The sequence below is a fragment of the Janthinobacterium sp. HH106 genome (assembly GCF_001758725.1).
Taxonomy (GTDB): Bacteria; Pseudomonadota; Gammaproteobacteria; order Burkholderiales; family Burkholderiaceae_D; genus Janthinobacterium.
On sequence record NZ_LRIC01000066.1, the window covers coordinates 14270 to 37379 of the forward strand.

At 61.8% G+C, this 23110-nt stretch carries 20 protein-coding genes; 10 read left to right on the top strand and 10 right to left on the bottom strand.

The features are described 5' to 3' along the window. Positions 1-29 precede the first annotated feature (29 nt). Entirely contained in the window at positions 30-2879 is a 2850-nt protein-coding gene (gene uvrA, locus JAB8_RS24905; protein ID WP_070291903.1) for an excinuclease ABC subunit UvrA, read from the bottom strand. Positions 2880-3260: 381 nt separating this feature from the next. Between uvrA and ssb the strand changes: the two genes are divergently transcribed. Both ssb and JAB8_RS24915 read left to right on the top strand, forming a co-directional pair. Next, positions 3261-3776 carry a single-stranded DNA-binding protein gene (gene ssb, locus JAB8_RS24910; RefSeq protein WP_034754418.1) on the top strand — a complete coding sequence of 172 codons (516 nt, stop codon included), beginning with the start codon at positions 3261-3263 and terminating at the stop codon, positions 3774-3776. 194 nt (positions 3777-3970) lie between these two features. Further along, entirely contained in the window at positions 3971-4450 is a 480-nt protein-coding gene (locus JAB8_RS24915) for a DUF1203 domain-containing protein (protein WP_070292010.1), read from the top strand. On the opposite strand, the gene JAB8_RS24920 is transcribed toward JAB8_RS24915, so the two are convergent. After that, positions 4447-4863, bottom strand: a complete 417-nt coding sequence (locus JAB8_RS24920) for a hypothetical protein (protein WP_070291905.1) — start codon at positions 4861-4863, stop codon at positions 4447-4449. The genes JAB8_RS24915 and JAB8_RS24920 overlap by 4 nt on opposite strands. Before the next feature lie 288 nt (positions 4864-5151). On the opposite strand from JAB8_RS24920, the gene JAB8_RS24925 reads away from it, so the two are divergent. Both JAB8_RS24925 and JAB8_RS24930 read left to right on the top strand, forming a co-directional pair. Continuing rightward, a complete protein-coding gene (locus tag JAB8_RS24925; RefSeq protein WP_070291911.1) occupies positions 5152-5931 on the top strand; it encodes an acetoin reductase in 780 nt (259 codons plus the stop codon). Between the two features lie 142 nt (positions 5932-6073). Next, positions 6074-6580 carry a GNAT family N-acetyltransferase gene (locus JAB8_RS24930; RefSeq protein ID WP_139143178.1) on the top strand — a complete coding sequence of 169 codons (507 nt, stop codon included), beginning with the start codon at positions 6074-6076 and terminating at the stop codon, positions 6578-6580. Positions 6581-6586: 6 nt separating this feature from the next. On the opposite strand, the gene JAB8_RS24935 is transcribed toward JAB8_RS24930, so the two are convergent. Further along, positions 6587-7435, bottom strand: coding sequence for a hypothetical protein (locus JAB8_RS24935; protein ID WP_083287919.1), 849 nt, complete (start codon positions 7433-7435; stop codon positions 6587-6589). 165 nt (positions 7436-7600) lie between these two features. Here JAB8_RS24935 and JAB8_RS24940 point away from each other — a divergent pair, with 165 nt between their 5' ends. Both JAB8_RS24940 and JAB8_RS24945 read left to right on the top strand, forming a co-directional pair. Continuing rightward, entirely contained in the window at positions 7601-8167 is a 567-nt protein-coding gene (locus JAB8_RS24940; RefSeq protein ID WP_070291917.1) for a GNAT family N-acetyltransferase, read from the top strand. Beyond that, positions 8164-8901, top strand: coding sequence for a metallophosphoesterase family protein (locus tag JAB8_RS24945; protein ID WP_070291919.1), 738 nt, complete (start codon positions 8164-8166; stop codon positions 8899-8901). Before JAB8_RS24940 ends, JAB8_RS24945 begins: the two co-directional genes overlap by 4 nt. On the opposite strand, the gene JAB8_RS24950 is transcribed toward JAB8_RS24945, so the two are convergent. The 5 genes from JAB8_RS24950 to JAB8_RS24970 all read right to left on the bottom strand — a co-directional run bounded on the left by JAB8_RS24950 (position 8902) and on the right by JAB8_RS24970 (position 17385). Continuing rightward, on the bottom strand, positions 8902-10245 hold the full coding sequence (locus tag JAB8_RS24950; protein ID WP_070291921.1) for a sigma-54 dependent transcriptional regulator: 1344 nt from the start codon (positions 10243-10245) through the stop codon (positions 8902-8904). Next, positions 10238-12145, bottom strand: coding sequence for an ATP-binding protein (locus JAB8_RS24955; protein ID WP_070291923.1), 1908 nt, complete (start codon positions 12143-12145; stop codon positions 10238-10240). Before JAB8_RS24955 ends, JAB8_RS24950 begins: the two co-directional genes overlap by 8 nt. 110 nt (positions 12146-12255) lie before the next feature. After that, positions 12256-13248 carry a porin gene (locus tag JAB8_RS24960; RefSeq protein ID WP_070291925.1) on the bottom strand — a complete coding sequence of 331 codons (993 nt, stop codon included), beginning with the start codon at positions 13246-13248 and terminating at the stop codon, positions 12256-12258. A 108-nt stretch (positions 13249-13356) separates the two neighbouring features. Beyond that, positions 13357-14670 (bottom strand): dicarboxylate/amino acid:cation symporter, encoded by a 1314-nt coding sequence (locus JAB8_RS24965; protein ID WP_070224793.1) that lies wholly within the window; start codon positions 14668-14670, stop codon positions 13357-13359. Between the two features lie 384 nt (positions 14671-15054). Continuing rightward, positions 15055-17385, bottom strand: a complete 2331-nt coding sequence (locus JAB8_RS24970; protein ID WP_070224792.1) for a catecholate siderophore receptor Fiu — start codon at positions 17383-17385, stop codon at positions 15055-15057. Positions 17386-17681: 296 nt separating this feature from the next. Here JAB8_RS24970 and nudC point away from each other — a divergent pair, with 296 nt between their 5' ends. After that, positions 17682-18515, top strand: coding sequence for an NAD(+) diphosphatase (nudC, locus tag JAB8_RS24975; protein ID WP_070291927.1), 834 nt, complete (start codon positions 17682-17684; stop codon positions 18513-18515). 81 nt (positions 18516-18596) lie between these two features. After that, positions 18597-19163, top strand: coding sequence for a GTP cyclohydrolase I FolE (gene folE, locus JAB8_RS24980; RefSeq protein WP_034781250.1), 567 nt, complete (start codon positions 18597-18599; stop codon positions 19161-19163). A gap of 45 nt (positions 19164-19208) precedes the next feature. Here the strand turns inward: folE and JAB8_RS24985 are convergent, their stop codons facing one another. Continuing rightward, on the bottom strand, positions 19209-20051 hold the full coding sequence (locus JAB8_RS24985) for a helix-turn-helix transcriptional regulator (RefSeq protein WP_240453478.1): 843 nt from the start codon (positions 20049-20051) through the stop codon (positions 19209-19211). Positions 20052-20220: 169 nt separating this feature from the next. Here JAB8_RS24985 and JAB8_RS24990 point away from each other — a divergent pair, with 169 nt between their 5' ends. Continuing rightward, on the top strand, positions 20221-20628 hold the full coding sequence (locus JAB8_RS24990; RefSeq protein WP_070291929.1) for a hypothetical protein: 408 nt from the start codon (positions 20221-20223) through the stop codon (positions 20626-20628). A gap of 144 nt (positions 20629-20772) precedes the next feature. Here JAB8_RS24990 and JAB8_RS24995 read toward each other — a convergent pair whose 3' ends face one another. Further along, a complete protein-coding gene (locus JAB8_RS24995) occupies positions 20773-21138 on the bottom strand; it encodes a hypothetical protein (protein ID WP_034781254.1) in 366 nt (121 codons plus the stop codon). A 325-nt stretch (positions 21139-21463) separates the two neighbouring features. Here JAB8_RS24995 and JAB8_RS25000 point away from each other — a divergent pair, with 325 nt between their 5' ends. Next, complete coding sequence (locus JAB8_RS25000; protein ID WP_070291931.1) at positions 21464-23107, top strand: methyl-accepting chemotaxis protein; 1644 nt, start codon at positions 21464-21466, stop codon at positions 23105-23107. Positions 23108-23110 lie beyond the last annotated feature (3 nt).

Below are 23110 nucleotides of genomic sequence, written 5' to 3' on the forward strand. Positions count from 1 at the left end.
CCGCGCCGTTTTTTATTGCGCTGCTGTTGTTACTGCTTGAGCAGCGGTCCCAGGTACTTGCCTGTCACGCTGGCAGGATTGACGGCCACGTCTTCCGGCGTGCCGCTGGCGATGATCTGCCCGCCGCCGGCGCCGCCTTCGGGACCCAGGTCGACGATCCAGTCGGCCGTCTTGATGACGTCCAGGTTGTGCTCGATGATGACGAGCGTGTTGCCCTGGTCGCGCAGGCGGTGGATGACTTTCAGCAGCAAGTCGATGTCGTGGAAGTGCAGGCCCGTCGTCGGTTCATCGAGGATGTACAGGGTGCGGCCCGTGTCGCGCTTGGACAGTTCCAGCGACAATTTCACACGCTGCGCCTCGCCGCCGGACAGGGTGGTAGCGCTCTGGCCCAGCTTGATGTAGCCGAGGCCCACGTCGAGCAGGGTTTGCAGCTTGCGTGCGATCAAGGGCACGGGCTTGAAGAATTCATGCGCCTCTTCCACCGTCATGCCCAGCACTTCCGTGATGTTCTTGCCCTTGTAGTGCACTTCCAGCGTTTCGCGGTTGTAGCGCTTGCCGTGGCACACGTCGCACGGCACGTAGACGTCGGGCAGGAAGTGCATTTCAACCTTGATCACGCCATCGCCCTGGCACGCTTCGCAGCGTCCGCCCTTCACGTTGAACGAGAAGCGGCCCGCGCTGTAGCCGCGTTCCTTGGCCGTCGGCACGGTGGAGAACAAATCGCGGATCGGCGTAAACAAGCCGGTGTACGTGGCGGGATTCGAGCGCGGCGTGCGGCCGATCGGTGCCTGGTCGACGGAAATGACCTTGTCGAAGTGTTCCAGGCCGCTGATCGATTCGTGCGGTGCCGGTTCCGTCTGCGAACCGTACAGATGGCGCGACAGGGCCGGATACAGGGTATCGTTGACCAGCGACGATTTGCCCGAGCCGGACACGCCCGTGACGCACGTCATCAGGCCCACCGGCAAGCTCAGCGAGACCTTTTTCAGGTTGTTGCCCGTCGCGCCAGTAATCACCAGCTGCTTTTCCGGGTTGCTCGCATGGCGCTTGGCCGGCACGGCGATCTTCAGCTTGCCGTTCAGGTACTGCGCCGTCAGCGATTTCTTGTTTTTCAGGATGTCTTGCAGGGTGCCTTCGGCGATGATCTCGCCGCCGTGCACGCCCGCGCCGATGCCCATGTCGACGATGTAGTCGGCCGTGCGGATGGCGTCTTCGTCATGCTCGACCACCAGCACGCTGTTGCCGATGTCGCGCAAGTGTTTCAAGGTTTCGATCAGGCGGTCATTATCGCGCTGGTGCAAGCCGATCGACGGCTCATCGAGCACATACATGACACCCGTCAAACCGGAGCCGATTTGCGACGCGAGGCGGATGCGTTGTGCTTCGCCGCCGGACAGCGTATCGGCGCTGCGGTCCAGGGACAGGTAATCGAGGCCCACGTTGTTGAGGAATTTCAGGCGCGAAATAATTTCCTTGACCACGCGGTCGGCGATCTCTTTCTTGGCGCCCGTCAGTTTCAGCTTTTCAAAGAATTCCAGGGTCTCGCGCAGCGGTTTTCCCGCCACTTCATAGATGGCGCGCTGCTGCTTGCCGGTGCCGACCTTGACGAAGCGCGCTTCCACGCGCAGGCGCGCCCCATCGCAGGACGGGCAGCATTTTTCATTGATAAACTTGGCCAATTCTTCCTTGACGGCCATCGAATCCGTTTCGCGGTAGCGGCGCTGCAGATTGTTGACCACGCCTTCGAACGTGTGTTCCTTGATGACGGTGCGGCCCCGTTCGTTGACATAGCTGAATGGAATGACTTGCTTGCCGGAACCGTACAACACGGCTTGCTGGGAATTCAGGTCCAGCTGCTCGAACGGCATGTCCAGGTCGAATTCGTAAAAGGCGGCCAGGTTCGACAGCATCTGGAAGTAAAACTGGTTGCGGCGGTCCCAGCCCTTGACGGCGCCCGACGCCAGCGACAGGTTCGGGAACGCGACGATGCGTTTCGGGTCAAAGAATTCAATGTGTCCCAGGCCGTCGCATTCGGGGCAGGCGCCCATGGGGTTGTTGAACGAGAACAGACGCGGTTCCAGTTCCTGCAGGGAATAGCCGCACACATTGCAGGCGAACTTGTTGGAGTACACGTGTTCCTGGGCGGTATCCATTTCGTAGGCGATGGCGCGGCCGTCGGCCAGGCGCAGGGCCGTTTCGAAACTTTCCGCCAGGCGCTGCTTGATCTCCTGGTTCACCTTGACCCGATCGATGACGACGTCGATCGTGTGTTTTTCCGTTTTCTTTAATTTCGGGAGGTCATCGACTTCATAGATCTTGGCCGCATGCGTGCCGCTCTGCACGCGAAAGCGCACGAAGCCCTGCGCCTGCATCTGCTCGAACAGATCCACGTGCTCGCCCTTGCGGTTGGCGACGACGGGCGCCAGTATCATCAGCTTGGTGTCTTCCGGCATGGCCAGCACGGCATCGACCATTTGCGATACGGACTGGGCGGCCAGTGCGTTTTCCGGATGATCGGGGCAGTAGGGCGTGCCCACGCGCGCATACAGCAGGCGCAGATAATCGTGGATTTCCGTCACGGTGCCCACCGTCGAGCGCGGGTTGTGCGACGTTGCCTTCTGTTCGATGGAGATGGCGGGGGATAGCCCCTCGATCAGGTCGACATCGGGTTTTTCCATCAATTGCAGGAACTGGCGCGCGTAGGCCGACAGCGACTCGACATAGCGGCGCTGGCCTTCCGCGTACAGGGTGTCGAAGGCCAGCGACGACTTGCCGGAGCCGGACAAGCCGGTAATCACGATCAGCTTATTGCGCGGCAAATCGAGATTGATATTCTTGAGGTTATGCGTGCGAGCGCCGCGAATGCGGATCTGTTCCATGTGATTGCCTTGCTTTCAGTGAGTGGTGCGGCCGGCGCATTGTGCCTGGGTGCAGATGAGGAGCCACAACGGGTCAACCTGTAACTATAGCCGGGTTTTGCTCTGCATGCCTGAGGCGTCCATGGGCGGATTGCGCCGCCGGGTGAACGTGCCCTGACAAAGTTTGATGCAGATGCGTACTGATGTTTGAATACTGTATATAATACCAGTATTCAAGTTTCTTGTTTTCCTCTGCCGTGAAAAAAACGTGCTGCCGCACGGGAGATGGCGTCCGCCAGAAAGCGGGTGCTTTGCGTCGCGTGGTCGCTTATAATCCTCGTTTAGTACACTAAACTAACGCGCGGGACACCGGCTCCCGCTGCAGTTCATCAGGAGTTATTCATGGCATCAGTCAACAAAGTCATCATCGTCGGCAATCTGGGCCGTGACCCGGAAATCCGCTACATGCCTAGCGGCGACGCGATCGCCAACATCGCCGTGGCCACTTCGTACAAATCGAAGGACCGCAACACGGGCGAACAAAAAGAATTGACAGAGTGGCACCGTATCTCGTTCTTCGGCCGCCTGGCGGAAATCGTCGGCCAATACCTGAAAAAAGGCTCGTCCGTCTACGTCGAAGGCCGTCTGCAAACCCGTAAATACACGGACAAGGACGGCGTCGAGAAGTACGCAACCGACATCATCGCGGAACAGATGCAAATGCTGGGCGGCCGTTCCGGCATGGGCGGCGACGCCGGCGGTGGCGATGACAGCTACGGTGGTGGCGGTGGCGGCGGTTACGACGCCCCGGCCCCGCGCCAGGCGCCTGCCCCGCGTCCAGCTCCGGCACCGGCGCCACGCCCGGCACCGAAGCCAGCGCCGAACTTCTCGGATATGGATGACGACATTCCGTTCTAAGCACGTCGTTCTGACGCCTGGCGTCAGACACTGTCGATAAAGAGCCTGCTTCATCCGTGAAGCAGGCTTTTTTTATGCGCACGGGCTGTAGACGGCGATGCGGGGGCGCATGCTGACATTCGATCGCAAGAAGCGGATGGCGGCGCTGTCCCGATGCTGGTCTGATGGTGTTTTTGACGACGCCGGAGAACAGCATGGATTTTCGCATTACGGGGCTGTCGCCCGAGCCCTTTCTGCCCTTTTTTTTCCTATCCGATGCCGAGCTGGCGGCGCTCGGCATGCGGCGCTACGTGGTCGACCAATACCCCGGATTTCCTGACCGTATAACGCTGGAGGACGCCCCGCTGGGCGAGACCGTGCTGTTGTTGAACCATGTGTGCCAGCCCGCCATGACGCCTTACCGGGCTTGCCACGCCATTTTTGTCCGCGAGGGCGCCACGCAAGTGTACGATGCCATCAATCAAGTACCGGAATCGATGCGGCGGCGTTTGTTGTCGCTGCGTGCCTATTGCGCCGACGGCATGATGCTCGATGCCGATGTGGTGGAAGGCACCGCCATCGAGGCCGTCATTGCACGACTATTCGGCAATGCGGACGTCAGTTATATCCACGTCCACAATGCCAAGCGGGGCTGTTATGCAGCGCGCATCGACCGCGCGGACTCCCTTGCCTAATCGCGCAAGCCCATCTCCAGACTGTAGCTGGCTACCGCATTCCTGCGCGCCGCGTTGCGCATCAAATACACCTGCACCGTGTACTCGCCATCGGCTGGCAGTTTCGCCTGGTAACTGTTGCCGCTGGTCGAGCCGATGAACAGGGCTTCCTCCTGGCCGGCCTGGCGGATGTTGAAGTAATTCGACGCCTGATTGGTTTTCAGCTTGACGCTGAGGGTCTGGCCGGCCTTGCCTGTCAGCGTATATTCGGCCGTGGCGTAGCCCTTGATCTTGCCTTTCACGCTGCGCGCGGCTTTGCCTGCCGTCAATTCCACTGTTTCCTTGTGGACAGGGTCGGCGCTCCAGGCGGGCGTGGCAAACACGAGGGCCGCCAGCAGCAGGCCGGGGCAAAGGGACAGGTGACGACGCAGCATATGGCATTTCCTTTGAACGTGGATGAATAAGCAGACGATGGCGATGCCGTCCATGTTACGCCAGCGGTTGCCATGCGCCTGTACGGCAGCGCGCGTATGGCCAGTTCGAGGACGGTTTTTTCACCTTTCTTGACCTATGTAGTTTTTCTGGCCGCGCACGTTTCAAGATGCGGCGAAATACGATTTTCGGGTAGGCTGAAGCGTCTCTTCGATGCGGAACTGGCTGCGGGCGCCGCTGCGCCGGACCGGTTTTGCAGCTCTTCTTCCCTGTATTGAAAGGAACGCAGAATGGGTATTTCCGGAAAAGTCGCGCTGGTCACAGGTGCCGCGCAAGGTATCGGCAAGGCCATCGCCTTGCGCCTGGCCAAGGATGGCGCCGATATCGCGCTGGTCGACCTGCACCAGGAAAAGCTGGACGCGGCCGCCGCCGAAGTGCGCGCGCTGGGGCGCCGCGCCATCACCTTCATTGCCGACGTGTCGCAGCTCGATCAGGTGAGCGCGGCGGTGGCGTTTGCCGAACAGGAACTGGGCGGCTTCGACATCATCGTCAACAACGCCGGCATCGCGCAAGTGCAGCCGCTGCTCGACGTCACGCCGGAAGAGGTCGACCGCATCATGCGCATCAATGTGCAAGGGACGCTCTGGGGTATCCAGGCGGCCGCCAAGACCTTCAAGAAGCGCAAGCAGAAGGGCAAGATCATCAATGCCTGCTCCATCGCCGGGCACGACGGCTTTGCTCTGCTGGGCGTGTATTGCGCCACCAAGTTTGCCGTGCGCGCGCTGACGCAGGCGGCGGCCAAGGAACTGGCGGCCGACGGCATCACCGTCAACGCGTATTGCCCTGGCGTCGTCGGCACGGACATGTGGGTTGAGATCGACAAGCGCATGGCCGAAGTGACAGGCGCCGAGCTGGGTGCGACGTATAAAAAATTTGTGGACGGCATCGCGCTGGGACGCGCCGAGACGCCCGATGACGTGGCGGGACTCGTTTCCTTCCTGGCAGGGCCTGACGCCGATTACATGACGGGCCAGGCGCCGCTGATCGATGGTGGTCTCGTGTACCGTTGAGGTATTGACCGCGCAGAAAAAACAGGCCGCGCTGTCACCGATAGCGCGGCCTGTTGGCGTGGCAATGCAGCGCTGGAATGCAGCAGGGGGTGGTGCTACACTCGCTATTTTCAGCGACGCCAGGCGTCGGAAAGACGGGACCATGCCAGTCGCACAGAACATGATATTACGCGCCGTTGCGCCCGGCGAAGAAGGGGTGCTGGCGCGGCTGTTCCAGCTGTACTGCTATGAGAATACGGCCTGGAGCGGCGAAGACGTGCTGGCCGACGGCCGCTACGATGTGTGCGATGCCGGGCTGGCCGAGTATGTGCATGCGCCCGCGCATACTGCCGTCTGGATCGAGGTCGATGGTGCGCTGGCGGGCTTTTTCATCACGGAGCCTGGCGTGGCGGGCAAGCTGCCGGTGCAGGAGTTCAGCGACTTCTTTATTTTGAAGAAGTACCGGCGCCGGGGCGTGGCGCTGGAAGTGGTGCGCCGCGTGCTGCTGGGCAGCGAGCAGACGTGGCTGGTGGCGACGTTCCGCGCCGATGCCGCTGCCTGCGCGTTCTGGCGGCAGGCATTTGCGCGCCTGCCGTTTGCCAGGATCGAGGCGTACAAGGATCCGGACTTGCCGCAGTTCCAGCTGACTTTGCTGAAACCGGCGGCCTGAGCCGGTTTAGAAGCGTACTTTCACATATGCCGACGGTCCCGTCAGGCGGATGTTCAGGTCGGCATCGCGTTCGCTGTCGCGGTGCAGCTTGATTTTCGAGATGCCGTAGTCGGCCACGAAACCGATATTCTTGAACGGGAACCACTCCACGCCGATATTGCCGCCGTAGATGTGGCCGTTGATGCGCCCGCCATTTTTCTTGATGCCCGACGCTTCCGCATACATGCGCAAATCCGGCGTGAAGGCATGGCGCCAGCCCACTTCCAGCAGCGGCGCAAACGCGTGCTCGCCGATGGAATCGCGCGCCGTGGCCGTTTCGCCATTGACGACGCCGGTGGCCGTGCCGTTCAGGTTGGCATGGTAATAGGCGGCGCCCAGACCGATGCCCAAGGTGTCGTTGCCGCTGCCGAGCCACCATTTATAGGCCAGCTTGGCCAGGTCCAGCTTCAGATCGGCATTTGCCGTGGCCGTTCCCGTGACGGGCTGGCCATTGATGACGGTCTCGCCCGTCAGGCTTGGCGTGTAGGATTTGTCGTAGCGGTAGTAGTCGAATGCCAGGCCATGGCGGTCGCCGATCAGCAAGTCCGCCTTGATGCGCGGGATGGTCGTATGGCTTTGCTTCGATTCGGGCGCGTCGATGCGGCCAAATTGCGTGTCGGCGCCGATATTGATGCGCGGATCGGCGGAAAACGCCCCCACCGAGATGCTGACACGGTCCAGCGTGGGCGATGGCTCGGCCCGTGCAGTGGCGGCCGCCGTGGCAATGCCCAGCACGCCCAGCATCATGGCGCCGCGCAAGGCGAGGTGGTGCGGGCGTGGTGGGGACAGGCGGGTGGACACGGACATGACAGACATGGGGTAACTCCTCAAAATAAAGTGAAAACTGTCGCGACGTTTTGGGCAACAGTGCAATGAGGAAATGGTAGCAATTGTTACTTTTGAATTACGTAGCCGCACGGCGCAAATTACCGTCGGATTTGTCCTACCGTATGTAAGTCCTGGTTAGAGGAGAGGAAAACGATGCAAGCAATCATCGAGCTGGCGACACCGCGTTTGCTGCTGCGCCAATGGCGCGACAGCGACTTGGCGCCATTCGCGGCGCTGAATGCCGATCCCCGCGTGACGGCATATTTCCCGACGGCCCTGTCGCGCGACGCCAGCGACGCCATGGCGCGGCGCTGCAGCGGATTGATCGCCGGGCGGGGCTGGGGTTTATGGGCGGTAACCTTGCGTGAAAACAATGCCTTCATCGGCATGACGGGGCTGCATAGCCCCGACGCGCAATTGCCGTGCTCGCCATGCGTGGAAATCGGCTGGCGTCTGGCGTTCGATTACTGGGGACAAGGTTACGCGCAGGAAGCGGCGCACGCCGCCCTGCAGGTTGGTTTCGAGCGTTTGCAACTGCCGGAGATCGTCTCGTTCACGGCCTTGCCCAACGTGCGCTCGAGCACCCTGATGGCGCGCCTGGGCATGCGCCGCGATGCTGCTACCTTCGAGCATCCGGCCCTGCCGCCAGGACACGCATTGCGCACCCATTGCCTGTATCGTCTGACGCGCGCAGAATGGGGCGCACAGGAGGGAACATGAGAATCGCCGCCATTTCCGATATCCACGGCAACCTCGATGCGCTGGAGGCCGTGCTGGACGACATCGCCCGGCGTGACGTGGACGTGACCGTCAATCTGGGCGATATCGTCTCGGGCCATCTGCAGCCGCGCGCCACCGCGGCGCGCCTGATGGGGCTCGGCTTGCCCACCATCCGCGGCAACCACGAGCGCCAATTGTTCGGCGACCCGGCCCGCTTGGGCGTGTCCGACGCTTTTGCGCGCGCGCAACTGTTGCCGGAGCAACTGGACTGGATCGCGGCGCTGCCCGCCACCTTGCGCTTGCGCAAAGACGTGCTGCTCGTGCATGGCACGCCGACAAGCGATCTCGTGTATTTTCTCGACAGCGTCACGCCGCAAGGCAGCCGCGCCGCCACGCCGCAGGAGGTGGCCGAACGGGCCGGCGATGCCGACGCGGCCTTGATCCTGTGCGGCCACACGCACATGCCGCGCCAGGTGCGCCTGGCCGATGGACGGCTGATCGTCAATCCGGGCAGCGTGGGCTTGCAGGCCTACGACGACGACCACGGCTATCCGCACGTGATGGAAAACGGCACGCCGCACGCGCGCTATGCCATCGCGGAACAGGGCGCCGATGGCGCCTGGACGGCGCACTTTCACGCCGTCGCGTACGACTGGGAAACGGCGGCCCGGCTGGCGCTGGCCAACGGCCGGCCCGACTGGGTCACGCCCTTGCGCACGGGCCGGGTCGGTTGATCAGCGGAACTCCTCGGCCACCAGGTTGTACTTCTGCATCTTGTGATACAGGGTCTGTTTTGGCAAGCCCAGCACGGCGCTCACTTCGCTGACGTTGCCCGAATATGCGCGCAGTTCCTGTTCGATCAGTGCGCGTTCGAAGCCGTTGACTTGCTCCGCCAGCGACAACGGGCTGGGCTGGGCGCTCGCCAGCAGGCTCGAGGCGCCGCCGGCGATGCCGAGCACGAAGCGGTCGGCGATATTGCGCAATTCGCGCACATTGCCGGGCCAGGAATGGGCCATCAGGTTGCGCATCTGGGCGCTGGAGACGACGGGCGCGGCGCGGTTGTAGCGGGCGGCGGCGGCCAGCACGAAGTGCTCGAACAGGATGGGAATGTCTTCGCGCCGTTCGCGCAGCGGCGGCAGATGCAGCACGATCAGATTCAAACGGTAATACAGGTCGCTGCGGAATTTTTGTTGCTGCGACAAGTCTTCCAGGTCCAGCTTGGCCGCCGCGATGACGCGCACGTCGACGGGTGTGGGCACGTTCGAACCCAGGCGTTCGATATAGCGTTCCTGCAGCACGCGCAGCAATTTCACTTGCAGGGACAGGGGCAGGCTTTCGATTTCATCGAGGAAGAACGTGCCCTGGTCCGCGTGCTCGATCTTGCCCACCTGCCGTTTGGCCGCGCCCGTAAATGCGCCCGGTTCGTGGCCGAAGACTTCGCTTTCGAATATGCTTTCGGGAATCGCACCGCAGTTGACGGCGACGAAGTTGTGCTTGCGGCGGTGGCTGAAGTCGTGCAGGCAGCGTGCCACCATTTCCTTGCCCGTGCCCGTATCGCCATAGATCAGCACGTCGGCCGGTTCGTCTGCTACGTCGAGTATCAGGCGTCGTATGTCGCGCATCGCCACGGAATTGCCCAATAAACGCGCTTCGATGCCGCCGCCGTCCTCGAGCTGGCGGCGCAGGCTGTGCACTTCCAGGGTCAGGCGCCGGGTTTCCAGCGCGCGCAGGATGACGTCGACCAGCTGGTCGGACGAATACGGTTTTTCGATGAAATCGTAGGCGCCCGTGCGCATGGCGTGCACGGCCATGGTGATGTCGCCGTGGCCCGTGACGAGGATCACGGGCAGGTTGGCGTCGAGCGTCTTGACCGCTTGCAGCAATTCCAGGCCGCTCATGCCGGGCAGGCGCACGTCGCTCACGACGATGCCGGGGAAATCGGGCGTCAGCAGTTTATAGGCCAGTTCGGCCGAGTGGAAGGCCAGCACGTCCAGGCCGGCCAGCTGCAGTGCCTGCTCGCTGCCTTCGCGTACGGTGGGGTCGTCTTCGACCAGCAAGACCTTCAAGCCGTCAAACATGTTTTTCCTCCTGCGTTGCAATCTGTAGTTCGATGGTGAAGATGGCGCCGCCGCCGGGGGCGTTTTCGGCGCGCAGCACGCCGCCGAACTGGCGCGTGATCTGTTCGGAAATGGCCAGCCCCAGACCCAGTCCCAGGCCTTGCGGTTTGGTCGTGAAGAATGGTTCGAACAGGTGTTCATACACTTCCGTCGACAGGCCCGGCCCCGTGTCGGCCACGTGGATCAGCACGTGCTCGTGCGTGCATTCGACGGCCACGCGCAGGCTGCGCACGTCGCTGCCGTTCATGGCGTCGAGCGCATTGGCGTACAGGTTCACCAGCACCTGCTCCAGGCGGTTGCTTTCGCACATGGCGAAGATGTCCTCGGGCGGCAGTTGCAACGTAAAACGCACATTTTCCACCTGCAGCCGGCGTTCGACCAGGAACAGGGCGTTGCTGATCGCCGTGGGAATCGAGACGGAGGTCAGGCTGGTCGTCGACTTGCGCGCAAAGATCTTCAATTGCCCCGTAATGGTCCCCATCCTGGCCGCAATTTGCGAGATCTTCGCCAGGTTGTGCCGCGCATCGTCGAGCCGGCCCCGCTCGAGCAGAATGACGGCATTGTCGGACATGGTGCGCAGCGCCGTCAGCGGCTGGTTCAGTTCATGCGTGATGCTGGCCGACATCTGTCCCAGTACGGCCATCTTGCCTGCTTGGAAAAGTTCATTCTGCGTGATGTGCAGCTTTTGCTCGGCCTTGCTGCGCACCTCGATTTCCTGGCTCAGGCTTTGCGTCATGGCGTTGAGTTCCGAGGTGCGCTCCTCGACCATGGCTTCCAGGTTGTCGTAGGCATGCTGCAGGTCTTCGCGGGCGCGCAGTTTTTGCGCCACGGCCGCGCGGCGCTGGCGCAGGTAAAAGAACAGCAGCATGAAAAAGCCCAGCAGCACGCACGAGAAGGCGGCCGCCGCGCGCGCACTGGCCTTGGCCTGCGCCAGGTCGGACAGGTAAATGAAAGTCCAGCCTTGCGGCGACTTGAGCTTGATCTGCGTCATGACGCTCGAGCTGGTCTTCGGTGGCGTGTCGGCGTGTTCCTGCTCGCGCACGCTGATCACGCGCGCGCCATTGCCCAGCTGGCGGTCGGAAACGAAAGGGATGGCTTCCAGCTGCTTCGAGTAATACTGGCGCGTGCGGTTGAGTTCTTCGACGACGGCGGGCGACAGCGGCGCCAGGGTCTTGTACTTCCAGTCCGCCATGGAACTGAGGAAGATCACGCCGTGCTCGTCGGCCAGCATGACCTTGTCTGCGCCCTGTACCCAGCGTTTTTCCAGGGTTTCCAGGTTCACCTTCACCGTCGCCAGGCCCAGCATGTGGCCATTCTGGTAGATGCCGTGGGCAAAGAAGTAACCGGGCTCCAGCCGCGTCGTGCCCACGCCATAAAAGCGGCCCGGCGTGCCGCGCAAGGCATCCTGGGCGTAGGGGCGGAACGAGATGTTGTCGCCAATAAAGCTGTCCGGCCCCTGCCAGTTGCTGGCCGCCCGCGTGTTGCCGTCGAGGTTGCTGATGAAAATGGTCGAGGATTTCGCCTGGGCATTCATCTGCTCGAGGTAATGGTTGACGGTGTCGACCAGCACCGGGTCTTCCGGGTGCTGCAGCAGGCGGATCACGTCGCGGTTCAGTTCCAGGGTCTTGGGCAGGAAGTCGTATTTCTCCAGCGCGTTTTCCAGGCTGCTCACATACACTTCGAGGCGCTGCGCGCCGCTTGCCTGCAGCTTGCCGATGGCGATGCGTTCCGTCCAGAAATACACGAGCCAGACGGTGGCCAGGCAGGCGGCCAGCACCACGCCCCAGGCCAGCGTTTCGCGGCCCGACCGTTGCGACAGGCGCTGGCGCCAGGAAAGGGTGGGTTTGTTACTGCTATTCATAAAATCAGCTGCCAACTTGCAAGAACCCACAGTATCGCATCTTGATGTGTCTCAACATAAAAAAAGCCGCCGGACATGCATCCGGCGGCCTGCGCTAGCGTGAGCCGCGATTAGAAGGTATGACGCATACCGAGGTTGAAACCGCTGTTGCCGGTGCCATTGTCGGTGGCGTTGCCGACGACGAAGGTGGCGCCGTTCTTGTTGCTGATGTGGCCATAGCCGGTGTACAGGTCGGTGCGCTTGGACAGGGAGTAGAACGCGCCGATGGCCCACTGCTGGGCATCACGGTTCAGGTTGCTCTTGTCGTTGTGGCGGATGTACGAGGCGACCAGCTTGGTGGCGCCGAACGGGGCGCTGAAGCCGACGAGGATGTCGTTGCTCTTGCTGTTGTCGAGGGCACGGTTGTCGGCGTAGCCGAAGTTGCCTTGCAGCACGCCAAAGTCGTAGCGCGTGGCCAGCAGGGTGTTGCGCGTTTGCTGGGTCGCCAGCGCATTTTCCTTGCGGTGGTGCGTCAGGGTCACGTTCAGCGGGCCATCGATGTAGTGCACGGCGCCGCCCATGCTGCGGTTTTTCGCGTTGTCGCCGGCCACTTCGCCAAAGCCGTACGCCAGGTCGGCCGACAGTTTGCTCCAGGTCGGCGTGCTGTATTGCACCATGTTATCGACGCGGATATTCGTCACCATCAGGTTCGACGCCGTGCCGGCCAGGCCGATGACAAACGGATCGGCCACGTCGCGCAGGGCCAGGTAGTACGGCGAGTACTGGCGGCCCAGGGTGACGGCGCCGGCGCTGCCGGTCAGGCCGACATACGCCTGACGGCCGAACAGCAGGCCGCCCTGGCCCGAGGTGCCGGTATCGATATTGAAACCGCTTTCCAGCACGAAGGTGGCGGCCAGGCCGCCGCCCAGGTCTTCCTTGCCTTTGAAGCCGATGCGCGAGCCCGAGGCGACGCCGGAAGCGACGCGGTTCAGGCGGTCTCCGGCCGCATCCTTGTCGAACACCAGGCCGGCGTCAGCCACGCCGTAGACGGTCACGCTCGATTGGGCCATGGCGCCGGTGGAGGCTGCGCCGAGGGTCAGCAGGGTAAACAGGACTTTTTTCATGAAAATCTCTCTAATAAGTTGGAATGACTACTGATCGCACTACCTGACTGCTTGTTACTCAACATGGACAACAAATAAATAGCCCGCTTGTGGCGGGCCATGGCGCTATCAGGCTTTGCTAGCGTGATCCGCTTCGCCCCAATGGCTTTCCGTGTTCTGGTTGGCCGCGTTGGCCGCGGCTGCTTCTTCCTCGGTGGCCAGGCCACCTTCCCACTTGGCGACGACGGCCGTGGCGACGGCATTGCCGACCGCGTTGGTGGCCGAACGGCCCATGTCGAGGAACTGGTCGACGCCCATCAGCAGCAGCAGGCCCGCTTCCGGAATATTGAACTGGTTCAGGGTAGCGGCAATCACCACCAGCGAGGCGCGCGGCACGCCGGCCATGCCTTTCGAGGTCAGCATCAGCAGCAGCAGCATGGTGATCTGCGTGCCGATCGACAGGTCGATACCGTAGGCTTGCGCGATGAACAGCACGGCGAAGGTGCAGTACATCATCGAGCCGTCCAGATTGAAGGAGTAGCCCATCGGCAACACGAAGCTGGAAATCTTGCGGTCCACGCCGAACTGGTCGAGTGCCGTCAGCAGTTTTGGATAGGCCGCTTCCGAGCTGGCCGTCGAGAATGCCAGCAGGAATGGTTCGCGGATCAGGCCGACGAGCTTGAAGATGCGCGGGCCGATGACGACGAAGCCGGCGCCGATCAGCAGGGCCCACAGGCACATCAGGCCCAGGTAGAAGCCGCCCATGAACTTGGCAAACGTGACCAGCACGCCCAGGCCGTGCGTGGTGATGACGGAAGCCATTGCAGCGAACACGGCCAGTGGGGCCAGGTTCATGATGGTGCCGGTGATGCGCAGCATGACTTGCGCCAGCTGGTCGACGACGGCCGTCAGGGTCTTGCCCGATTCGCCCAGGCCGGCCAGTGCGCCGCCGAAGAAGATCGAGAACACCAGCACTTGCAGGATTTCATTGTTGGCCATGGCCTCGATCGGCGATTTCGGCACCAGGTGCGTGAAGAAATCTTTCAAGGTGAAGGCGGCCGTTTTCAGATTCGTTGAAGCGTGTACGTCCGGCAATGGCAAGCCCAGGTTGGTACCGAGCTGCATCAGGTTCGACAGCACCATGCCCAGCGCCAGCGAGACCAGCGAGGCGACGACGAACCAGCACATGGCTTTCAGGCCGATGCGGCCGGCTGTCTTGCCGTCGCCCATGTGGGCGATGCCGACCGTCAGGGTGGAGAACACCAGCAGCGCAATGATCATCTTGATCAGGCGCAGGAAGACGTCGGTGACGATGGAAATATTGCCAGCGATTTGCTTGCTCATGTCCGCATCGGGGAAAGCGGAATGGCATCCATAACCGACGGCAATGCCGAGGATCATGGCAATCAGGATGTACAGGGTTAATGGCCGTTTCTTTTTCATTATGACTCCTCCGGTGAAACGCCGCTGTGAGCGGATTATTGATTGCGAGCAACTCAAGCTTGGAGTCAATATTTCTCAAAAACAAGCCCTTGCGTGCCAGCGATTATTTGCAGCAAAACCTGTACATAGCAAAGGATATGCCTGAAATGGGAATTTGGAACCTAACTTCTTAAGTTGTTGATTTGAGGAAGCTTTTTTGTTGCTTAGATGTTGCAACTTTGCACGTTTGCGCGAAATATTGGACGCGCAAGCGCATCGCTGTATGACTTTTCATACGCTAGTCGCGGCAGGGCGGCGGTGCGCCAAGAAGACAAGATTATCAGGACAATAAAAAAGCCCCTCCGAAGAGGGGCTTGATGTGACGCGATGCGTGTTCTCTAGATGTTAGAACTTGATATTCGCCGTCAGGCTGAACGAACGGGGCTGGCCTGGCGTGTAGCGGAAGCCGGACTTGTTGATGGCTGCCACATAGGTCTTGTCGGCCAGATTGTAGGCGTTCAACTGCAAGTCGAGGTTCTTGTTGACGGTGTAGGTTGCCATGGCGTCGAAGACCCAGTAGGCATCCACGCGGGCCGGCGTACCGACGGCGCCATCGGTGCCGCGCAGCATTTCACCCACGTAACGCGCGCCGCCGCCGATCTTCAGGCCGAAGGGCAGGGTGTACGAGGTCCAGCCCGTGAACGCCTGTTTCGGCGTGTAGCTGAGGTTATTGATGCCGCTGGCCGTGACGACCTTGCCCGACTCGACCTTGGTATTCATGCGCGTGTAGCCGGCGCTGACCAGCCAGTTCGGCATGATCTCGCCCACCATGCCGATTTCGACGCCCTGCACGCGTTTCTTGCCATTCTGATAGTAGATCAGGTCGACGGGATCTTGCTCTACTTCATTTTTCACGTCCGTCTGGTAGACGGCGGCCGACAACGACAGTTTTTGTTTCAGGAAATCCCATTTGGTGCCGATTTCCTTGGTGGTGGTTTCCTGCGGATCATACATCGGATTTTGCGCGCTGCTGGCGCCCGTGCTCAGCGTGAAGTTGGTGCCCGGCGGCGCCTTCGAGGTGGCCCACAGCGCATACACGCTGCTGTCCGGCGTCGGCTTGTACAGGGCCGAGATCTTGCCGTTGGCGAAGGTGTCGTTCAGGGTGATGTGAACAGGAATAGGCGTGCCTACCGGCAGTTTTTGCACCTGGCCTGCGGCGACGGCCGTCTGCAGGGTGACGGAGTCATAGCTGGTGTTGAAATGGTCGAAGCGCACGCCGCCGTTGAAGATCCATTTGTCGCCGAACTTGATGGTGTCGAAGACATAGGCGCTTTGCGTGTTGACTTCGCCTTGGCTGTAGGCGCCGCTGCGCACGGGCTGGTAGCCGGTGACGGGGTCGCGCGGGTTCGGATGGTACAGATTGGCGTCCGGCATGGTGCCCAGGCTGGCAGGCACATAGCTGTAGTTGGTCTGCTTTTCGCTGGTGAATTCGGCGCCGGCCACCACGGAGTGCTTGAGCACGCCCGTATCGAATTGCGCGCTGACCACGGTCTGGTTGGTCAGAATCGTGTTTTCCTGATCCTTGACGGTGCGCAGCGAGCGCGCCAGGGTCCAGGTCGACGGATCGGTGGCCACCGGCGTCTTCAGGTTGGCGGTGCTGCCCATGAAGGCCGTCAACAGGTAATCCTGCTTGGTCTTGCCGTAGCGCGTGGTGTTCTGAATCTGCACGTTGGGCAAGAAATCATGATCGATGCGCAAGGTGCCCATGTCGGCCTTGACCTTGTCGTGGTCCGCGGTGGAACCGTAGAAATTCTTTGGATCGACCTTGGCGGCGCTATTCAGGAAGGTGCGGATGACCTTGTTCGTCGGCGTGATACTGTCCGGCGTGCTGTAGCCGGGCAGGCCGATGGTGGGTACGAAGCCGTCGGGCACGTTGTTTTGATCCACGTGCAGGTAGCTGGCCGTGATGCGCGTCGGCTTGCCGATGCCGAAGGTGACGGTAGGCGCGAAGGCCCAGCGCTTGTTCTTGACTTCGTCGCGCGCCGGATTGCCGCTGTCTTGCGTCATCAGGTTCAGGCGGAAAGCCGTGCCGGAATCGGCGTCGATGATGCGGTTCCAGTCGGCCGTGGCGCGTTTCTGCTTGCCGCTGCCGGCCGTCAGCAGCGAATTGAACTTGTTTTCCATGGTGGCCGTCTTGCTGACCAGGTTGATCGAACCGGTCGGCGAACCGCGGCCGCTGTCCGTGCCCGCCGGGCCCTTCAATACGTCGATCTGTTCGATGTTGAAGACGTCGCGCGAGATGGAGCCCACGTCGCGCACGCCATCGACATAGATGCTGCCCGAGGCATCGAAGCCGCGCATGTAGACGGCGTCGCCCGTGTTCGTGTTGCCGTTTTCGCCGAGGAAGAAGGTACCGACGCCGGGCGTGTTGCGCAGCGCATCCGTCAGGGTCAGCGCGCCTTGCTGTTCGATCAATTCCTTCTTGATCACGACGATGGTTTGCGCCGTGTTGACGAGATCTTCCGTGTATTTCGGCGACGAGGCTTTTTCGGCCTTGAAATCATTTTCCTTCGAGCCCACGACCTTGATTTCGTTCAGGGTTTGCTGCGATGCCGGGGCGCTTTGGCCGGCCGGGTCGGCGGCCTGGGCGGCGACGGGCAGCAGCATCACGGCCAGGGCGGCGCCGATGTGCTGGTTGAAACGGGTTGGGGCGTGTTTGCGGCTCTTGATTGCCATCTTGCTCTCTCGATAAGTTCAGGGTGGTGGTTCCTGGCTGGCTCTGCGCCGCAGTGCTTGGGCACGCGGGCAAGTGGCTGGCGATGGAGACGGAATAGGTGGTATTGTAATAACTGGGCGCTATTTCGTAAATGAGAATCGTTATCAGTATCGTTTACGCAACGGATTGGACTTAGCGCAAAAAAAACACGCGCATGGCTCATGAATGCTTGCTTTGCAGTCCGGGCGCTGCTATGCGCGCAAGCGTTTGGCAGCGGGAGTATGATGAGCAACCTTTACAAATTTCTTCCCAGCACATGCTGCAAACGCCCCTTGCCTTCGTCCCCCTGATCGACACGCCCGAACCGGCCCCGGCCGCCACCGAGACGCTGACATTCGTCTTTCACCGCGGGCGCCTGCTGTTGCGTATGCCCGGGCTGACCCTGCCCACTGCCGCCGAGGTGGCCGTGCTCGATATCGACCTGAGCCGCGCCCAGCCCGTGGGCTGGTGGCAGGGCCGCTATTGCCAGACGGTCTGGACGGATGCGGAGTTGTTGCCCGCCGATAGCGGCTTGGCGTATCACGGCATGCGTTCGCTGTTCAACGCCATCGACGATGACTTCCTGGGCCTGGCCAGCCGCGCCGTGCAGCTGGCCGAATGGGCGCGCACGCACCGCCATTGCGGCGTGTGCGCCACGCCCATGCAGCGCACGCGCGGCGAACGCTGCTTTACGTGCGCCGCCTGCGGCATGCTCGCGTACCCGCGCATTTCGCCCGCCATGATGGTGCTCATCCGCAAGGGCGAGCAGGTGCTGCTGGCCATGCATAAAAATTCGCCATCGCAGCGCTTCAGTCCGCTGGCCGGTTTCCTGGAAGCGGGCGAATCGATCGAGGAAGCCGTGCACCGCGAAGTGATGGAAGAGGTGGGCTTGCGCGTGCATAACTTGCAGTACTTCATGAGCCAGTCCTGGCCGTTTCCCCATTCGCTGATGATCGCGTTTACAGCCGATTATCTCGATGGCGAGATCCGCCTCGACGAGAACGAGATCGCCGAGGCGCGCTGGTTCGGCCCCGGCGATGCGTGGCCGGAGGCGAGTTCGAGCGTGTCGATCTCCGCGCTGCTGGTCGGCGCGCACCGGCCGCCGGCGTAGCGGGAAAAGCAGGGGCTGCTCAGGCAGCCTGCCGCATTTTCTATATACTGGCGGCAATTGAAAATTTTAGGGTGGTTTAGCATGTCTCAAGAAGAATTCTCCGAAAACGACTGGCGCCGGCTGATCAGCAGCCTTGGTGAAGATCCGCAGCGTCCAGGCTTGCTGGAAACGCCGGCGCGCGTGGCCAAGGCGTGGAAACACTGGACGTCCGGCTACGGCCAGGACCCGGTGGACTTGCTGAAAGCCTTTGAAGATGGCGCGGAACAGTACAACGAGCTGATCGTCGTGCGCGGCATCCCCGTCTACAGCCATTGCGAACACCACCTGGCACCGTTCTTCGGCAAGGCCACCATCGGCTACGTGCCCAACGGCAAGATCGTCGGCCTGTCGAAACTGACGCGCCTCGTCGATTGCTTCTCCAAGCGCCTGCAAGTGCAGGAACGCATGACGATGCAGATCGCCAACGCGCTGATGGAAGTGCTGGAACCGAAATCGGTGGGCGTGGTCGTGCGCTGCCGTCACCTGTGCATGGAAAGCCGCGGCATCCGCACGCCGGGCGAAGAAACCATCACCTCGGCCATGCTGGGCGAGATGCAGCCGAATCTGGCGCTGCGCACGGAATTTCTGGCCCTGGCGCGCGAAGTCTGATTTTCGGCGACGATGCGTGACGAAGGCGGCATATGCCGCCTTTTTTCATGCGCGTCCGGATTCCCGTTCCGCCAGGTAGCGGGCCGGCGGCTTGCCCACGGCCTTGCGGAACATGGTGACAAAACCGCTGGTATTTTCATAACCCAGTTCCAGCGCCACCGCTTTCACGCTGTGGCCTTGCGCCAGCCGTTGCAAAGCCAGGATCACGTGCAGTTGCCGGCGCCAGCCGCCCACGCTCATACCCATTTCCTCCAGCGACAGCCGGGTCATGCTGCGCTCGCTCATGCCGATGCGGCTGGCCCACTCGGCCAGGGTGCTTTTATCGGCTGGCTGCGCCAGCAGCAGGGCGGCCAGGCGGCGCAGACGCGCATCGCGCGGCATCGGCAGATGCAAGTCTTCCACGGGCGCGACCGCCAGTTCGTCGAGCAGGGTGGCCACCAAACGTTCCTGCGCGCCCTGCAGCGCGATCAGGGTGGGAAAACCGGCCGCCTTGGTGATGAGTTCGCGCAACAGGGGCGAGACAGCCACGGTGCAGCAGATGGCCGGCAAGGCCGGCGCCGTGGCCGGCTCGATAAACAGGCAGTAGCACTCGGCCTCGCCCACGCCCTGCGCTGAATGCATCAGGCCGCCCGGTATCCACACGGCGCACTGGGGCGGCACGATCCACACTCCACTTTCTACTTCGCAATGGATCACGCCCCGCGTGGCGTACAGCAGCTGCCCCTTGCGGTGCTGGTGCGGCGCCTGCTCCGCATCCTCTGGCACGCTGGCCAGGCCCACGGCCAGCAAGGGGCGCAGCACGCCGTCGACGTCGAAATCGAGGATGGAGGCGTCATCGTCCAGACCCAGGTGGGCCGTCAGCATGCTGGGCAAGAGGGGATGGGGCATGGGATGACTTTGGCTGGATTGAATAATATTGTGGCTATTGTATGCAATGACGTCGGGCGCCGTCATCGGTATCGTATGGCTATCCGCAGCCCCGCTTCAACGGCAACCGCCGCCGCCCGTGTTCTGATGAAGGTGAGGAGAAACGGCAACCCCCTTGAAGGAGTCCCCCATGCAACTCGATATCACCGATTTCCCCCTCGTCTGGATGCGCCGCGACAACGCCGCCAGCGGCCCCGACGATGCCTTGTTCAGCCAGTTTGAAGGCTTGCTGGCGCGCCAGCAAGCGTTTGTCATCCTCAGCGAAGAAGGCCTGGACGAGGATGGGCATGACCATCCGCAGGAAGAGCGCAAGCGCGCCGTGCTATGGATGAAACGGCACAAGGCCGCCCTGCGTGCGTATATCCAGGGCATGGTGCTGGTCGAACCGAGCGCCGCCAAGCGCCTGGCCGGCAAGGCCTTTGCCGTCATGTTCGGCCAGTTCTGGGGCTACCCTTTACACTTTGGCACCAGCCGCGACGACGCGCTCGACATCGCCCAACATTTGCTCAGGGCCTGGCTGCCTCCAAGGGAAAACTAACAACGCCAAGAGCACCTGACAAAACCGTAGCGAGCGGCAGTGATTTGTGGCCAAGAAGCGCAACCGTACTTTTGTACGGGGGCGCCGAGCCGGTGAGCATCGCAGGCCGCAAAGCGCGCCGCGCAGCAGGTTTGGTCAGGTGTTTTAGTAGCGGTAGTCGTTGACGAAGTGTTTTGTAAAGTTGTACTTGCTGCCGCCGTCGAGCAAGTCGACCAGGCGTTTCGGCGCCGAGGCCGACATGAAGGCGTCGGCCGCGCCGCCCGTGCTGCGGAACTTCATGCCCGGGCTGAGAATCTGGTTGGCGCCGATCTTCAGGTGCTGGAAGCTTTTCGTTTTTTCATTGTTGAGGATGAAGTGCAATTCCTGCTTGAACGTCAGGAAGGGGATCTTCAGCCACCAGCCTTCGTCCGTGCCATAGCTGGCGACGCTGGCAAAATGCGTGTTCTTGTCCGTCAGCGTGGGTTTGCCCAGGCGGTCGTTGATGCGTTTCATGGCTTCATTCTTGGTCATGCTGTGCTTTCGTGATTCAATCGATCTGGCGTGCATTTTGACACACGCCCGCCCTCCACGCGTGCCTTGCCGCTGCCTATCCGCATCCTTTTTTGCTGCAATGCAATATCGCAACGCAACATCAATTCTCATCAATTGTCGCAACGCATTAACAACACCGGGCAAAAATCATTGCCTCCCGGCATTGTAAATATCGGTCGTTCGAGCGTATGCTGGAGACGTCTGAACGGTGCCGCCAGAGCACCGTCGCCGCCGCATTCCGGGCTTGCCCAGCTGGAAGCGGGCCACGCCCCATCGCCGCACAATAGAGAGTCGGAGACACAGCATGAAGAAATTGACGTTCCAGCAGAAGTTATGGATTCCCCTGATTTGCAGCCTGTTGTGCATCACCGTTATTTTTGTCTACAACGCGCTGGAAATTCGCAAGATCCGCATCGAAGAACGCAGCGCCGACCTGAGCAATGCCGCCGACCTGGGCCTGGGCGCCGTCAAGATGTTCGGCGACCTGGCCGCCAGCGGCGCCTTGACGCAGGAAGAAGCGCAAAAGCAGGCCACCGCCGTCATCAAGAGCATGCGTTTCGGCGAGACCGGTTATTTGTCCATCATCAATCTCGATGCCGTCGTGGTGATGAATCCCGCCGCGCCGCAAACCAACGGCAAGAACATGTCGGATTTTAAAGATGCCAACGGCACCTATCTGTACCGCGACATCGTTGCCGTCGGCAAGAGCGATGCGGGCAAGGGCTTCGTCCACTATTACTTCCCCCGCCCGGGCCAGAAGACGCCCGAACCGAAGATGAGCCGCGTGGTGGCCTACAAGCCGTGGGCCTGGACCCTGGTGGTGGGCGTGTACATGGATGATATCGATGCGGCCTTCCGCCAGTCGCTGCTCACCTCGCTGGGCGTGCTGGTGCTGGTGTGCGGCCTGCTGGCCGCCGTCGTCGTCGTAATCAACCGCAGCCTGCGCCATGCGCTGGGCGGCGATCCCGAGTATGCGGCCGACGTGGCGGAAAAGATCGCGAATAACGATTTGAGCGGCGTCGTGCGCACGCATGCCAGCGACCGCCACAGCGTGCTGTACGCGATGAAAACCATGCAGGCCAACCTGGTCGACGCGATCAGCGAAATCCGCCACAGTGCCGAGACTATCGCCACGGCATCGAGCGAGATTGCCAGCGGCAATATGGACTTGTCGGCGCGCACGGAAATGCAAGCCAGTTCGCTGGAAGAAACGGCGGCCTCAATGGAGGAATTAACCTCGACCGTGACGCAAAACGCGGGCAATGCCGTGCAGGCGAATGAACTGGCGCAGTCCGCTTCCGCCGTGGCCCGCCAGGGCGGCGCCGTGGTGGCGCAAGTGATCGGCACGATGGACACCATCAACGCGTCGTCGCGCAAGATCGTCGACATCATCGGCGTCATCGACGGCATCGCTTTCCAGACGAATATCCTGGCCTTGAACGCGGCCGTGGAAGCGGCGCGCGCGGGCGAACAGGGACGCGGCTTCGCCGTCGTGGCGTCGGAAGTGCGCAATCTGGCGCAACGATCCGCAGGCGCGGCGAAGGAAATCAAGGAACTGATCGGCGCTTCCGTCGACAGCATCGCGGCCGGCAGCACGCTCGTCGCACAGGCGGGCACGACCATGGATCAGGTGGTGGCCAGCGTGTCGCGCGTGACCGACATCATGGCCGACATCACGGCCGCCTCGCACGAGCAAAGCACGGGCATCGGCCACGTCAACCAGGCGATCACGGAGATGGACAGCGTGACGCAGCAAAATGCGGCACTGGTGGAAGAGGCGGCGGCAGCGGCGTCGAGCATGCAAGACCAGGCGGCCGTGCTGGCGCAACTGGTGGCGCGCTTCAAACTGTCGGCGCAGGAACCGGGAACGTCGCCGCGCCTGGCTGCAAGCTCGGCCGCGCCACGCGCCGTGGCGAAAAAGCCGCTGCGCAGCCTGGCGGCGCGCTAAGTT

Bases quoted from the DNA above. Each gene is read 5' to 3' on its own strand.
- ssb (WP_034754418.1), top strand. From the start codon at position 3,261: ATGGCATCAGTCAACAAAGTCATCATCGTCGGCAATCTGGGCCGTGAC.
- JAB8_RS24915 (WP_070292010.1), top strand. From the start codon at position 3,971: ATGGATTTTCGCATTACGGGGCTGTCGCCCGAGCCCTTTCTGCCCTTT.
- JAB8_RS24990 (WP_070291929.1), top strand. From the start codon at position 20,221: ATGCAACTCGATATCACCGATTTCCCCCTCGTCTGGATGCGCCGCGAC.
- JAB8_RS24920 (WP_070291905.1), bottom strand. From the start codon at position 4,863: ATGCTGCGTCGTCACCTGTCCCTTTGCCCCGGCCTGCTGCTGGCGGCC.
- JAB8_RS24940 (WP_070291917.1), top strand. From the start codon at position 7,601: ATGCAAGCAATCATCGAGCTGGCGACACCGCGTTTGCTGCTGCGCCAA.
- JAB8_RS24955 (WP_070291923.1), bottom strand. From the start codon at position 12,145: ATGAATAGCAGTAACAAACCCACCCTTTCCTGGCGCCAGCGCCTGTCG.
- JAB8_RS24960 (WP_070291925.1), bottom strand. From the start codon at position 13,248: ATGAAAAAAGTCCTGTTTACCCTGCTGACCCTCGGCGCAGCCTCCACC.
- JAB8_RS24935 (WP_083287919.1), bottom strand. From the start codon at position 7,435: ATGTCTGTCATGTCCGTGTCCACCCGCCTGTCCCCACCACGCCCGCAC.
- JAB8_RS24950 (WP_070291921.1), bottom strand. From the start codon at position 10,245: ATGTTTGACGGCTTGAAGGTCTTGCTGGTCGAAGACGACCCCACCGTA.
- nudC (WP_070291927.1), top strand. From the start codon at position 17,682: ATGCTGCAAACGCCCCTTGCCTTCGTCCCCCTGATCGACACGCCCGAA.
- JAB8_RS24925 (WP_070291911.1), top strand. From the start codon at position 5,152: ATGGGTATTTCCGGAAAAGTCGCGCTGGTCACAGGTGCCGCGCAAGGT.
- folE (WP_034781250.1), top strand. From the start codon at position 18,597: ATGTCTCAAGAAGAATTCTCCGAAAACGACTGGCGCCGGCTGATCAGC.
- JAB8_RS24995 (WP_034781254.1), bottom strand. From the start codon at position 21,138: ATGACCAAGAATGAAGCCATGAAACGCATCAACGACCGCCTGGGCAAA.
- JAB8_RS24930 (WP_139143178.1), top strand. From the start codon at position 6,074: ATGCCAGTCGCACAGAACATGATATTACGCGCCGTTGCGCCCGGCGAA.
- JAB8_RS24970 (WP_070224792.1), bottom strand. From the start codon at position 17,385: ATGGCAATCAAGAGCCGCAAACACGCCCCAACCCGTTTCAACCAGCAC.
- JAB8_RS25000 (WP_070291931.1), top strand. From the start codon at position 21,464: ATGAAGAAATTGACGTTCCAGCAGAAGTTATGGATTCCCCTGATTTGC.
- uvrA (WP_070291903.1), bottom strand. From the start codon at position 2,879: ATGGAACAGATCCGCATTCGCGGCGCTCGCACGCATAACCTCAAGAAT.
- JAB8_RS24965 (WP_070224793.1), bottom strand. From the start codon at position 14,670: ATGAAAAAGAAACGGCCATTAACCCTGTACATCCTGATTGCCATGATC.
- JAB8_RS24985 (WP_240453478.1), bottom strand. From the start codon at position 20,051: ATGCCCCATCCCCTCTTGCCCAGCATGCTGACGGCCCACCTGGGTCTG.
- JAB8_RS24945 (WP_070291919.1), top strand. From the start codon at position 8,164: ATGAGAATCGCCGCCATTTCCGATATCCACGGCAACCTCGATGCGCTG.